The organism is Staphylococcus muscae (assembly GCF_003019275.1).
Lineage (GTDB): Bacteria > Bacillota > Bacilli > Staphylococcales > Staphylococcaceae > Staphylococcus > Staphylococcus muscae.
The window spans coordinates 1-12025 of record NZ_CP027848.1; the positions used below are offsets into that span (position 1 = coordinate 1).

At 36.0% G+C, this 12025-nt stretch carries 12 protein-coding genes, 2 tRNA genes and 1 riboswitch; of the genes, 10 read left to right on the top strand and 4 right to left on the bottom strand.

Features of this window, described 5'->3' with window-relative positions; translation table 11 throughout:
• Window positions 1-85 precede the first annotated feature (85 nt).
• Window positions 86-189: riboswitch (yybP-ykoY riboswitch) on the top strand.
• Window positions 190-282: 93 nt separating this feature from the next.
• The 5 genes from C7J88_RS00005 (at window position 283) to C7J88_RS00025 (ending at window position 6283) form a co-directional block, all read left to right on the top strand.
• Window positions 283-1071: a TerC family protein gene (locus C7J88_RS00005; protein WP_095115999.1), complete on the top strand. Its 789-nt coding sequence runs from the start codon at window positions 283-285 to the stop codon at window positions 1069-1071.
• Window positions 1072-1278: 207 nt separating this feature from the next.
• Window positions 1279-2928 carry a S1C family serine protease gene (locus C7J88_RS00010; RefSeq protein WP_095116001.1) on the top strand — a complete coding sequence of 550 codons (1650 nt, stop codon included), beginning with the start codon at window positions 1279-1281 and terminating at the stop codon, window positions 2926-2928.
• 19 nt (window positions 2929-2947) lie between these two features.
• On the top strand, window positions 2948-4306 hold the full coding sequence (locus C7J88_RS00015; protein WP_095116003.1) for a TrkH family potassium uptake protein: 1359 nt from the start codon (window positions 2948-2950) through the stop codon (window positions 4304-4306).
• 172 nt (window positions 4307-4478) lie between these two features.
• The gene (locus C7J88_RS00020; protein ID WP_095116005.1) at window positions 4479-5990 is read left to right on the top strand and encodes a bifunctional metallophosphatase/5'-nucleotidase; all 1512 of its coding nucleotides are present in this window, start codon (window positions 4479-4481) and stop codon (window positions 5988-5990) included.
• A 203-nt stretch (window positions 5991-6193) separates the two neighbouring features.
• Complete coding sequence (locus C7J88_RS00025) at window positions 6194-6283, top strand: putative holin-like toxin (RefSeq protein WP_268233739.1); 90 nt, start codon at window positions 6194-6196, stop codon at window positions 6281-6283.
• A 130-nt stretch (window positions 6284-6413) separates the two neighbouring features.
• On the opposite strand, the gene C7J88_RS00030 is transcribed toward C7J88_RS00025, so the two are convergent.
• Window positions 6414-7436: a hypothetical protein gene (locus tag C7J88_RS00030; RefSeq protein ID WP_095116007.1), complete on the bottom strand. Its 1023-nt coding sequence runs from the start codon at window positions 7434-7436 to the stop codon at window positions 6414-6416.
• Window positions 7437-7852: 416 nt separating this feature from the next.
• Here C7J88_RS00030 and C7J88_RS00040 point away from each other — a divergent pair.
• Window positions 7853-7927, top strand: a tRNA-Asn gene (locus C7J88_RS00040).
• A gap of 1 nt (window position 7928) precedes the next feature.
• A tRNA-Ser gene (locus C7J88_RS00045) sits at window positions 7929-8017 on the top strand.
• 256 nt (window positions 8018-8273) lie between these two features.
• On the opposite strand, the gene C7J88_RS00050 is transcribed toward C7J88_RS00045, so the two are convergent.
• Complete coding sequence (locus tag C7J88_RS00050) at window positions 8274-8918, bottom strand: competence protein ComK (protein WP_095116009.1); 645 nt, start codon at window positions 8916-8918, stop codon at window positions 8274-8276.
• A 220-nt stretch (window positions 8919-9138) separates the two neighbouring features.
• On the opposite strand from C7J88_RS00050, the gene C7J88_RS00055 reads away from it, so the two are divergent.
• A complete protein-coding gene (locus C7J88_RS00055; protein ID WP_095116011.1) occupies window positions 9139-9357 on the top strand; it encodes an IDEAL domain-containing protein in 219 nt (72 codons plus the stop codon).
• A 71-nt stretch (window positions 9358-9428) separates the two neighbouring features.
• On the opposite strand, the gene lplA is transcribed toward C7J88_RS00055, so the two are convergent.
• On the bottom strand, window positions 9429-10421 hold the full coding sequence (gene lplA / locus C7J88_RS00060) for a lipoate--protein ligase (RefSeq protein WP_095116013.1): 993 nt from the start codon (window positions 10419-10421) through the stop codon (window positions 9429-9431).
• A gap of 190 nt (window positions 10422-10611) precedes the next feature.
• On the opposite strand from lplA, the gene C7J88_RS00065 reads away from it, so the two are divergent.
• Both C7J88_RS00065 and C7J88_RS00070 read left to right on the top strand, forming a co-directional pair.
• A complete protein-coding gene (locus C7J88_RS00065; RefSeq protein WP_095116015.1) occupies window positions 10612-10797 on the top strand; it encodes a YkvS family protein in 186 nt (61 codons plus the stop codon).
• Between the two features lie 6 nt (window positions 10798-10803).
• Window positions 10804-11406: a CPBP family glutamic-type intramembrane protease gene (locus tag C7J88_RS00070; RefSeq protein WP_095116017.1), complete on the top strand. Its 603-nt coding sequence runs from the start codon at window positions 10804-10806 to the stop codon at window positions 11404-11406.
• A 96-nt stretch (window positions 11407-11502) separates the two neighbouring features.
• Here the strand turns inward: C7J88_RS00070 and C7J88_RS00075 are convergent, their stop codons facing one another.
• Window positions 11503-11913 carry a YolD-like family protein gene (locus C7J88_RS00075; RefSeq protein WP_095116019.1) on the bottom strand — a complete coding sequence of 137 codons (411 nt, stop codon included), beginning with the start codon at window positions 11911-11913 and terminating at the stop codon, window positions 11503-11505.
• Window positions 11914-12025 lie beyond the last annotated feature (112 nt).

Consider the following 12025-nt stretch of genomic DNA (forward strand, 5'->3'; position numbering starts at 1 on the left):
AGATTTGTATTGCACAAAACTTTTAACTAGGATTTGTTGAACAAGTCTGTTATAATACTTAAGCATAAATTAAATACCTATGACAGCCGATGTCAGAGGGGAGTAACTTGGTTAACGTTATGATACGTTAACAGCACTTTATCGTCATTACGAAGGATAACTTCCGGTAAAGTGGGCATGATACATGCTAAGTGAGACCTTTGCTATTTATTTAGCATAGGTCTCTTTAATTTTGTAAAAAATGACGTCTATATGTCGATATAAAAAGAGGAGGGATCTTTGATGGATCCAAGTTTAATTTTATCCTATGGTTGGGTTGTCCTCGTGTTAGTCTTCTTAGAAGGTCTACTCGCAGCGGATAACGCCATTGTAATGGCAGTGATGGTAAGACATTTACCGCCGAAGCAACGTAAAAAAGCATTGTTTTATGGCTTATTAGGTGCCTTTGTATTTCGTTTTCTGGCACTGTTCCTCATCAGTATTTTAGCAAATTTCTGGTGGATCCAAGCGCTAGGAGCAGCATACCTATTATTCATGTCAGCCAAGAACCTATATCAATTCTTTAGCAAAAAAGGCGCCGATCATTCGGGTGATGATATAAGTGATGACGCCTTTAATTTTGATAAAGAAGTTAGCCCGAAAGAATTCTGGGGCACAGTAGCAAAAGTTGAATTTGCGGATATTGCCTTTGCAATTGATTCAATGCTTGCTGCACTTGCAATCGCAGTGACATTGCCTAAAATTGGTATCCACTTTGGCGGTATGGATGCAGGTCAATTTGGTGTCATGCTGACAGGTGGCTTAATTGGTGTTATCTTGATGCGTTTTGCTGCGACATTCTTCGTTGAATTCTTGAATAAATATCCAGGATTAGAAGGTGCAGCTTTCGCCATTGTTGGTTGGGTCGGCATCAAATTAGTGATTCTTGTACTCGCACACGAAGATATTGCACTCATTCCACATGACTTCCCACACTCAGCAACATGGCAAATCATTTTCTGGGTTGTTATGATTGGACTTGTTGTTCTAGGTTGGTTCACATCAGTTGTGAAGAATAAAAAAGCAAATTAAGCATGAGATTTTAACACACGTATCCTAAATAGATGCGTGTGTTTTTTAGTTTAAAAGTGCATTTTTTAAATCTTAGTGATCAGATTAAAAAATAATTCAATATCAGGCCTTTTTATGTTAAGTTTTTATGAGAGATAAGGAAATATTACGGAATTTTAAAGGTGTATGTGGCATAATAGTAACAAAGGTATTAAAGGAGGGCGCGCAATGGATCAAGAAAAAAAGCAGGTGATCCCGCGACGATCTTATAGACGAAAACGTCGTGAATTTTTCCATAATGAAGAGCGTGAAGCGAGAATTAAAGAACAACAACAGGCAGATGCGCTGAGAGCCGAGAAAGAAAAAGCGCAAGCCAAAAATAATGAAGAACGTGTGAAAGATAACTTACGGAAAGCCCGTATTGAAAAGCTGACACATGACGAGAAAAAGACGAGTAAAAAGATTTACAAGGTCAATTCAACAAGTAAATCAACAGAATCAGTCAATGCTGATTCGGATCAACAACAAGTTGCAGAAGAAAAACAACCGTCCAATGAACAGTTGCGCATCCAACAAGACTTGTATAAGCAACAAGCGAATGATATTCAACGTGAAAAACAAGAACAACAAGAAAAAGATACAAAAGAAACAACACTAGATGCGACGACTGTAACAGATTCGGAAACATCACAACGTGCATCGACTGAAAAGGATGGCTGGCCTGAGAAGCTGATTCAATTCGTATCACGTGAATGGGCAAAAATCTTAGTCGTTCTAGGTGCACTGCTCATTTTGATTTTATTATTTTCTATTTTCAACATTGTGAACAGCAATGGCAATCATTCGACAGGTGCGATGGAAGAACCACAATCAGCTTCACATAAACAATTTGTTGGAGCGATGAAACACGCAAATGATGCTACTAAGTCTGTTGTAGCAGTTGAAAACAATCAAGAAGTAACACCGGAAACAGTCCAAGATGCAGAACAACAAGCGCAAGTCCAAAATGAAAGTGGTTCAGGTGTCGTCTACAAAAAAGTAGACGGCTTACTTTATATTTTAACGAATGCACATGTTGTTGGAGATAAAAAGGATCACACTTTGACATATGGTGATGACAAGACGGTAAAAGGGACTGTGATTGGTAAAGATAAATGGTCGGATATCGCTGTGATGACTGTAAAAGCGTCCAAAGTGGATGAAAAACAACTTCAACCAATTAAGCGAGGAAATGCAGAGAAGCTTGTATTGGGTGAGTCTGTGCTTGTCGTTGGTAACCCGTTAGGTCTCGACTTTAGAAATACAGTAGGTCAAGGAATTGTTTCAGGCTTAGACCGTAATGTACCAATAGATATAGATAAAGATAATGAATACGACATGCTCGTTCACGCATTTCAAGTGGATGCACCAGTAAATCCGGGTGACTCGGGCGGTGCCGTTATTGATCAAGATGGCAAGTTAATCGGAATTGCTTCATTAAAAATATCAATGCCTAATGTTGAAGGAATGGCATTCGCTATCCCAATCAATGATGCAGTAAGAATTGCAGACAAACTCGAAAAAGATGGTAAAATAGATTATCCGAATTCGAAAATTAGCTTAAAAGATATTTCAACACTCTCACAAGGAGAACGCGCATCATATCAAATTGACGACAAAGTGAAAGAAGGTGTTGTTGTGCAAGACATAGCCAAAGACAGCCCAGCCCGTCAATCTGGATTGAAAACAGGAGATGTGATTGTCGCACTGGATGGTAAACCAACGAAAGATAGACTTGTTTATCGTCAGAAGTTATATCAACATGTCGTTAAAGATAAACCAGTAAAATTAAAAGTAATACGTGATGGTGAAGATAAACAAATCTCATTTGATCTGTAAAATGTTGGAGTGAATGACAATGTCAATTATTAATCAATTGTTCAAAAAATCCAGTCCACAACAGGGGATTGTAATGTATTATCTTTTTGCAATTGTTGTTGCATTCTTATTATTGAACTTGCCAGGCGTCCACAAACCAGGTGTTCATGTTGCACCTATCGATACGTTATTTGTCGCTGTATCAGGGGTAAGTGTGACAGGTTTGACACCTGTTAATATCTCTGAGACGTATTCAGCCTTTGGATACATCGTCATATTGTTTATTTTGAATACAGGCGGTATTGGTGTCATGGCAATTGGTACGTTACTTTGGGTAGTTTTAGGGAAACATATCGGTATCCGTGAGCGCCAGTTGATTATGTTAGATAACAATAAAGACTCAATGAGTGGGACAGTTCGATTAATTTTTGATATTATCCGAGCAATCTTGGTGATAGAATTTGTCGGAGCACTACTACTGACATTTTATTTCTATCGAGATTTAAATAACTTACAAGAAGCAATCTTACAAGGAGTCTTTGTCTCCATTTCAGCGACAACGAATGGTGGTCTAGACATCACTGGGGACTCACTTATCCCATATGCCAATGATTATTTCGTTCAAACAATCGTTATGTTTCTCATTATTTTAGGGTCTATCGGATTTCCAGTATTATTGGAGATTAAAGCGTATATTAAAAATAGAATTCCAAACTTTCGATTTTCACTCTTTACAAAAGTGACAACAGTGACATATCTCGGTATTCTCATCCTAGGCACACTCGGTATTTTGTTAATCGAAACAAATGGGGTATTCAAAGGTGAATCGTGGCATAAAACATTCTTTTATGCGCTATTCCAGTCCGTCACAACAAGAAGTGCAGGCTTACAAACAGTAGACGTTGCACAATTTTCCGATGCAACGAACTTGTTAATGGGTGGACTGATGTTTATCGGTTCATCACCAAGTTCAGTCGGTGGTGGGATTCGTACGACAACATTCGCTATTTTAGTGTTGTTCATTTTGAATTATAAGCCGAATGCCGAACGCTCTGCGATTAAAGTTTTTAATAGAGAAATACATGTACAAGATATTCACCGATCATTTGCAGTGCTTATTCTTGCGGTGTTCTTCACATTTATTGGGATATTCACGATTATGTTGAATGAAGGTGGACATATTCAGTTCATTCAAATTTATTTTGAAATCATGTCAGCCTTTGGAACATGTGGGTTGTCAACGGGCATTACTTCCGAACTAGGCAATATTTCTAAAGTCGTATTAATGATACTGATGTTTGTCGGTCGTGTTGGCTTGATTTCATTTATCATTATGATTAGTGGTAATCGGGAAGTGACAAAATACCATTATCCGAAAGAACACATACAAATCGGATAAACATAAAAATATACAGAGAGTTGTGCACTTGCTACACGAAGCGATCATGCTTACGTTAACAAGGGTACGACTCTTTTTATAATCAATATGTGTTCAGTTGAAATGCTTGTGGTAAAATGAAATCAATCATGAAACGGATGATAAGATATTAGAAAAAGGTGCGTGTTGCGTAATGCGTCAAAATGATGAAGTACGAATTCAAATATTAGCAACATCTGATATGCACAGTCGTATATTAGAAGGCGAAGAAGGTGCTTATATTTATCGAGCAGGTACATATATTAACGATGTGCGTACACACTACCAAAATGTATTGCTATTAGATAATGGTGGGAGTTTAGCAGGGAGTATTGTTTCTTTTTACTATGCGATTATTGCCCCTTACAAGCGTCATGCAATGATTAAATTGATGAATGCGCTAAACTATGATGCAAGTGGTATCAGTGCAAACGACTTTAAATTCGGATTAGACTTCTTAAATCGATCTGTTGCATTATCACGTTTCCCATGGTTATCCGCTAATATAACGTATGCGATGACGAAAGAGCCCTATTTTTCAACGCCATACTTAGTAAAGACATTTGATGGGGTTCGAGTGGCAGTCGTGGGTCTTACATCGGATAAAATGGTACGTCATGAGAACATTGAGATGGAACAAGATATTGCTGTGGAGCATGCAGTGACAGCATCTAAGCGATGGATTCGTTACATTCACGAAGTGGCAGAGCCAGACTTTTTAATCGTGTTATATCACGGAGATCGTACGAGGGAACGACATACAGTTGAAGGGGACGTTGAGAATCAAGCACAAGCGATTGTGAAGGAAGCAGGTATTATCGATTTGATAATTACTGGACATCAATATGAAACAATGTCAGATTATGAAGGTCGAACAGCATTTGTTCAAGCTGGGCAAAACTCAGAACAACTTATCCATATAGATGTGAAGTTTCGTAAACGACGTAACACGAATGAGTTGCTAACCATCACACCAAAAATTGTAGAGCTAGAATCATATGAAGAAAGTCAGGATCTTTTGAAAATGACACATTATGATCGTAAAGCAATTCGAAAATGGAGTAATGAAGCGATTGAATCGAAAAACTTTCAATTTTCCTATCCATCATTTTCTGTATTGTTACAAGAACGCCATCCTTTTATACAGTTACTGAGCGATGCAATCCAATATGCTATTCCCAATGACATCACATGTGTTCATGTGCCATTACCAACATCGGTAGATTTAGAAGGTAACGTGGCACATCAAGATATTTACCACACGTATCCACACCCTGATAAGCCATTAGACATTGCGTTGTCAGGAGCAGATATTAAAAAACTGATAGAATATTCAGCAGCAAAATTGATTGTCGACCACCAACAAGTGACCATAGACGCACAACAAGATCCAACACTTTATCAATTTTGGACTGGTTTTGATTATACAATTGATATGTCACGACCAAAACATCAAAGAGTAGTGGCATTTGGTTTGAACGAAACGCATTCATATCGTGTGACGATGACTGATTATTGTTATCGTCACTATCGTCAGCAGCTGAAAGGTGTTACCATTCATCAGAGCGCAACGATGACAATGCCCGAACTTATTTATGAAATCTTATGTAAAAGTACATCTTTGCAAGTAGAAGAAAATAATGTATCTATTATTGGATATGAATAAGAAAGTGTAACTGAAGATGAAAATATCTGTTAAAGTAAGAAAAGTTACACGCAAAGAAGCAATAAAAGGTTCGTTTTATAGAGGATCATCCCATTCCGCAACTATTTGATTTTTATAAAGAAAGGGTATATCGATTAAACGATTTCAGACCTGTATATGAATAGATGTAGAACAGAGAAGCTTTTGTAGTGTAAATTGTAGATGTGCTAAACTTGATGTTAGGTTTTGGTACTTTTATCGTTACGTTCATCGGTTTAGTCATTGCAATTGTTAAATTAGATGACAAAAAATAACCATGTAATATCTGTCAATGGAACGGATAGTACATGGTTATTTATTTGGAGAATCCACTATTAAAGAACAAAAATAAAAATATCCAAAAACATTAAGTTTTCAATTAAAATAAAATCACTCGTTATTCAATTATTTATTCAAATCGATTGCCCCTTTAAAAGGTGGTGCAGCAACCCAATCCCAATTTAATGGATTTTCATATTTCCACTCAAACACATAAAGTAAATCATCATGTATATCTAATACGCTTACATACGCATCGAACTCAATTGTTTCTCCTGGTTTTGTTTCTAACACGCCTAATGGATTGTTCTCATAGCTTTCTGATATTTTTTTGCCATCTTTTTTAACGTTGTTTATATCTAAAATGTTCATATCTGAACTGTAACCACTATCAGTAGTTGGCTTTTTCCGAATAATTGACTCTAAATCTCTACTGAACGGTGCTTGTTTAGATATAGAGGAATTATTTTTATAGCGGATGGTTAATTTAAGAATACCATCATCCACTTTTTTACCTTCTGGTGAAACACCAGTTCGATAGCTTCCTAAAGATAATTTTTGACCATTTCTATCAGTTTTGGTTATGCCAACGCTCTTTATACCATCAAAGTCAAAGGTCTCCACTTGATACTCTAAACCACTAACTGCCTTTTTCTCAATATCTTCTGCAGAGTATTTCTTAGCAGATTTGACGCCAATTTCTAAATTGGGATTCTTATATGTTTCCCCAATTTTGATATTTTCTACATTGAATGCATAATGCCTTTTGATGTTTTCATCATCAGGATCATTTTCGTTAGTGTACTGTGGTAAGTATTTATCATTTTTATCATCGTAAGTTTTTTTAAATTTGTGTGATCCACTATGATTGGCTGATTCAAGCGCCTTTATGACTGTATCTTTATCTTTTAAATTAACGCTATTTCCTTTTTCATAGTTCTCCAAGCTTTGTTCAGAGAGATCTTCCATTTTGTAAAACTCACTATATGGAAGTTCTTTGAATTCCTGCTTTGTCATCGCATGCTGTGTTTTGTCAGCTTGTTCGGTCTTTTCATTCGGATTATCATTATTACTGCACGCTGTGAATAAGAGAGTTGTTGCAACCACACCTGCTACAATACTCGAACGTTTAATATATTTACCTCCCAAAGTAATTCACTCCTTTAATAATATAGTCATATACTCAGTATATATATCTATGAAAAATTCGTAAATAGTATTTTGTACTAAAGAGGCTGAGACATAGTGCTCGGTTCCTTCCTTTTGAGTATAGATATAAGTATAGTGGCAGTAAGTGTCTGAAGTGAAAATGCGTTTTTGAAAACTTTTTTCACTTCTAGTCACCCTTGCCGGGGTGGGACGACGAAATCTTTTATAGTAATAAAGATTTCTGTCCCACTCCCATTTTGTATAATGAAAATAAGACACATACGACACAAAACAGTTACGTTAACAGCACATATACTTTCAAGGTGTAAATGTTCTAATAACTTTTTTTGTTTATCTCTTGATTTCTATCATGATATTGTTATAATAATATTTGTGTTAAGAAAACTTCATATTAATCCACAGTAGCTCAGTGGTAGAGCTATCGGCTGTTAACCGATCGGTCGTAGGTTCGAGTCCTACCTGTGGAGCCATGGAAACGTACTCAAGTTGGCTGAAGAGGCGCCCCTGCTAAGGGTGTAGGTCGCGAGAGCGGCGCGAGGGTTCAAATCCCTCCGTTTCCGTAAAGAAAAACACCATTATATTACATAATATAATGGTGTTTTGTTGTATTTTGGAAAACCATTTTTAAGGTGGGATAGCATAATATGTTGTCTCACCTTTTTCAATTGCAAAAAGCGCATCTGTCTCTATCGTTTGAAATACTAAATCAAAACAAACTGGAGACATAATGCGCTTATGAAAAATAATGTTTAGAAAAATAGAAATAAGAAGTTTTGTAGGAAGTTTGAGTGAAGATGAAAAAAGAGCATAAGATGGCTAATAGCTTTTAAAAGGGGGGGCTTCTGCAATCTTTTGGTGATAATAACGTTGTTCAGCATTGAGTGCAAGTCGTATGTCTTTAAGTGTTTTAACAAATTCTCTCACAATATTTATCAATTCTTCATGCTGTGTTTCAGTGTATTTTTTAACAAGTTCGCCTGCTTCAATCTCTTGGCGTAATAAAGTATATGCAAGATGTATACCATTTTGATATTGATGGAGAAGGGTGTATTGAGAGACATTCACAATAAGTGTATGACCACCATGTAGATAAACTTTTGATTTACCTGTTTTATAGTGTTCAATTCGACGAACATACTCGACGTTAAACCAACAGCTTTGCTGAACACGGTCAGAGTGTGTGGAGAAAAAAGTAGCGGTTTTGGCTTCTGGGAGAAAGAAAGGGGGTTTGCTTGAAATGCCAGTCAGTGTCTTAACTTCGGCTTTGATATGTGGATAAGTGTTGTAACGGTAGCGACATGCCAATTCTATTAAACGTAGTGGGCGCATATTTTTAGTTTTTCGCTTGCCATTGCTATATAGGAGTTCGGTTCGTGTGAACATTCCTTCCGACCCACTAATCGGTTTGATAACCATAACGTTTGGATCAATGACATGGCTTATTTGATTTTGTTGACTCATAAGGTATCATCCTTTCATATTTTTAGTCTCTCTTTATAAAATTAATTATAAAACGTAAAGGAAGTTTGTCAACGAAGGAGTCAGAAAATTTTAAATAAGAATATTTTATTTTTATTGTTTCTAAACTTGAAAAAATTCAGAAAACTTATTGCATTTTGAATTTGCTTTCGGTATACTGTTTATTATCAAAAACAAAACAACACTATGAGGAGGAAACATCATGAAACATAAGATTGATGTGAAGCAACAAGTACCCGTCAACCCGATGCAAGCAGTTAACAGATTAGGTGCAGAACTTGTAATTGAGGCAGCACTTAGACAGCACAGAAAGGCAGAATTAGAGCAGTTGATTGATCAGGCTTTATTAAACAAGAACGAAGCAGATTTTATGATGTATACAAACGAATTTAATGAGTTGGAGGCGCAAAACATTGTCTAATTCCTCGAGTCATTCCATGAAAGAATAAACAGGACCATTCACCGTATTATTGATGAATTGTCCTGTTATTTTTATACCATTAAATCAATGAGTTCATCTTTTGGAATCGCACCAAAATAATGATGGATATCATAATCTTTTAAAGCTTCATGAATCGCTTGTTTTTGATGTGTAACACCTTCAAGTGCACGTTCTAATTCTTCAATATTTCCTTCTCCAAAGAAATCTCCGAAAATTTTAGCGTGTTCGATTTGTCCTTTTTTAACATCTAATTTAATTTGAACAAATCCTTTTTCGAATTTATGTTCACGTTCAAAGTTATATTTTGGATTTTTGCCGTAATTCCAATCCCACGTACGATATTTTTCGTTAGCCAATTGCTCGATATTTTTCCAATCTTCGTCACTTAAAGGATATGTTTCAACGTCTGAGTCACCAAATAGTTGTTTTAAAATAATTTCTTTAAATGTATCAATATCGATCGGTTCATCTAAAAATTCAACGATATTTGCGACACGTTTACGTACAGATTTAACACCTTTTGATTGTATTTTGGCAGGATTTACTTTTAAGGCGTTTTGTACTTCGTCTAGCTCGCTGTTTAACATCAACGTTCCATGACTAAACATACGATCTTTTACTTTTACCATTGCATTACCGGAAATTTTTGCTTGTCCGACTTGGATGTCATTGCGCCCTGTCATTTCCGCTTGAACACCCATTTTATTTAATGCATCAACAATTGGTTGCGTGAATTTTTTGAAGTTATGGAAGCTTTGACCGTCATCTTTTGTAATAAAGCTGAAGTTTAAGTTGCCGAAATCATGGTATACGGCACCGCCTCCAGATATACGGCGTACAACATCGATATTATTTTCATCAATATAAGATTGGTGTACTTCTTCAATTGTATTTTGGTTTTTTCCGACAATGATGGATGGTCTGTTAATATAAAATAAAAAATAACTTTCATCATTATCCATAGGTACATTTTTCAGTACGTATTCTTCCATAGCAAGATTTAGCGTGGGATCTGTATTGTTATTGTTGCTGATAAATTTCATTATTTTACCTCTCCTTTATTCCCAATATGCCCTTAAATATAGTTATGCACCATTTTCCAATTTTTTTCCAATAATTGAACTTTGATGGTGTGATATTATGGCTAAATCATAAAAAATGACAGAAATAGTTTATTTAAGATGTAAACTTTAGTACAATATAGTCTAGTTAATTTCTAAGGGGGCGAATGTGATGACAATAGCAGAAGTAGGCGACATTGTAGAATTTCATGATGGTCTGAAAGGGAAAGTCGAAAAGATTAATGATAACTCTGTCATTGTTGATTTAACAATTATGGATAACTTTGCGACACTTGACTTACCTGAAAAAACAGTCATCAATCACAAACGATATAAAATTGTAGAACAAAAAGGATAAGGTATTATGAAAACAATTAACAAGCCGCTACTATGGTTTATTTCAAGTTTTATTGCTTTTCACATCATATTAATGGTTATGTGGGGACAACATAACGTCTACTGGCAATTGTACACAGGCATCATGCTCATTGCAGGTATAAGTTATGTGTTCTATCAGCGTGATATTACTTCAAAAAGACTTCTTACGTCGATTGCAATAGGCTTAGTGACAGGTGTGATACTCGTACTCATCCAAGTCGTATTCTCTCTCATGACGAAAGATTTAACGTATTTATCGTTAATCAAACAGTTGTCGCGTACGGGCGTGTACTTTAAATGGCAAATGTTAGTGACTTTGCTATTTGTCATGCCATGTCACGAACTGTATCTTCGCTCAATCCTTCATAAAGAGTTAGACCGAAGATTCCATCATGCATGGATTAGCATTTTAATTTGTGCAATTGTATCTAGTACATTCTTTATCTACTTAGACCGTTGGTGGATTGTTGCCTTTATTTTTGTATGTCAACTCGTATTGGGTGTGAGTTATACTTACACAAGACGTATTGCAACAACAACGGTTGCGCAAATTGTAGCGGTCGTTATTTTATTAATATTTCATGGTTAATCGGGCGTATGCCAACCATTTACTTTATCTTAATTTATAAATACGGATTTTTGAACCCAATGAAGGTGTTCAAAATCCGTATTTTTATGTTTTTTTTCAATCAATATGACAGAGTTGTTGAAAGGAAAGTGTCACGGGCTGATGTGTATGTGTGTCCGTGATTGTCAAAGTTTGATTTTGTGAATGAATATATAGAATAGACCCTTCAATCGCATGTATAGCACCATCTGACCAGTACTGAAAAACACCAGATGTATGGGTAGATAACTTGAGATGTAACATGTAATTCAATTCATACAACTGGTCTTCACTTAGAATAGGTTGGGATTGTTTGTGCTGTGATTGTTCCACCTTTTTCAAGTGTTCGAATTGTTCGGGTAAGGTAGCAAAAGGCGCCCATTTGACGATACCACGTCCTTTAGGGATATTCGTTTTCAAATATTCTCTTGGTATTTTACGATAGTCTGTCTCATATTGATAATGTTGGGGTAAAGATTTATCTTTCATAGCTGCACCTCAATTGTTATTATAGAACATGTGTTCTTATTTTGTGAAGAGTAAGAACGTACATTCGTTTCGTATTGAAACAATTATTTTAAAAAATTGAAGGAATTAGGCT

Excerpts from the sequence above, each read along its gene's own strand:
- C7J88_RS00005 (WP_095115999.1), top strand. The coding sequence starts at position 283 with ATGGATCCAAGTTTAATTTTATCCTATGGTTGGGTTGTCCTCGTGTTA.
- C7J88_RS00010 (WP_095116001.1), top strand. The coding sequence starts at position 1,279 with ATGGATCAAGAAAAAAAGCAGGTGATCCCGCGACGATCTTATAGACGA.
- C7J88_RS00015 (WP_095116003.1), top strand. The coding sequence starts at position 2,948 with ATGTCAATTATTAATCAATTGTTCAAAAAATCCAGTCCACAACAGGGG.
- C7J88_RS00020 (WP_095116005.1), top strand. The coding sequence starts at position 4,479 with ATGCGTCAAAATGATGAAGTACGAATTCAAATATTAGCAACATCTGAT.
- C7J88_RS00050 (WP_095116009.1), bottom strand. The coding sequence starts at position 8,918 with ATGAGTCAACAAAATCAAATAAGCCATGTCATTGATCCAAACGTTATG.
- C7J88_RS00055 (WP_095116011.1), top strand. The coding sequence starts at position 9,139 with ATGAAACATAAGATTGATGTGAAGCAACAAGTACCCGTCAACCCGATG.
- lplA (WP_095116013.1), bottom strand. The coding sequence starts at position 10,421 with ATGAAATTTATCAGCAACAATAACAATACAGATCCCACGCTAAATCTT.
- C7J88_RS00065 (WP_095116015.1), top strand. The coding sequence starts at position 10,612 with ATGACAATAGCAGAAGTAGGCGACATTGTAGAATTTCATGATGGTCTG.
- C7J88_RS00070 (WP_095116017.1), top strand. The coding sequence starts at position 10,804 with ATGAAAACAATTAACAAGCCGCTACTATGGTTTATTTCAAGTTTTATT.
- C7J88_RS00075 (WP_095116019.1), bottom strand. The coding sequence starts at position 11,913 with ATGAAAGATAAATCTTTACCCCAACATTATCAATATGAGACAGACTAT.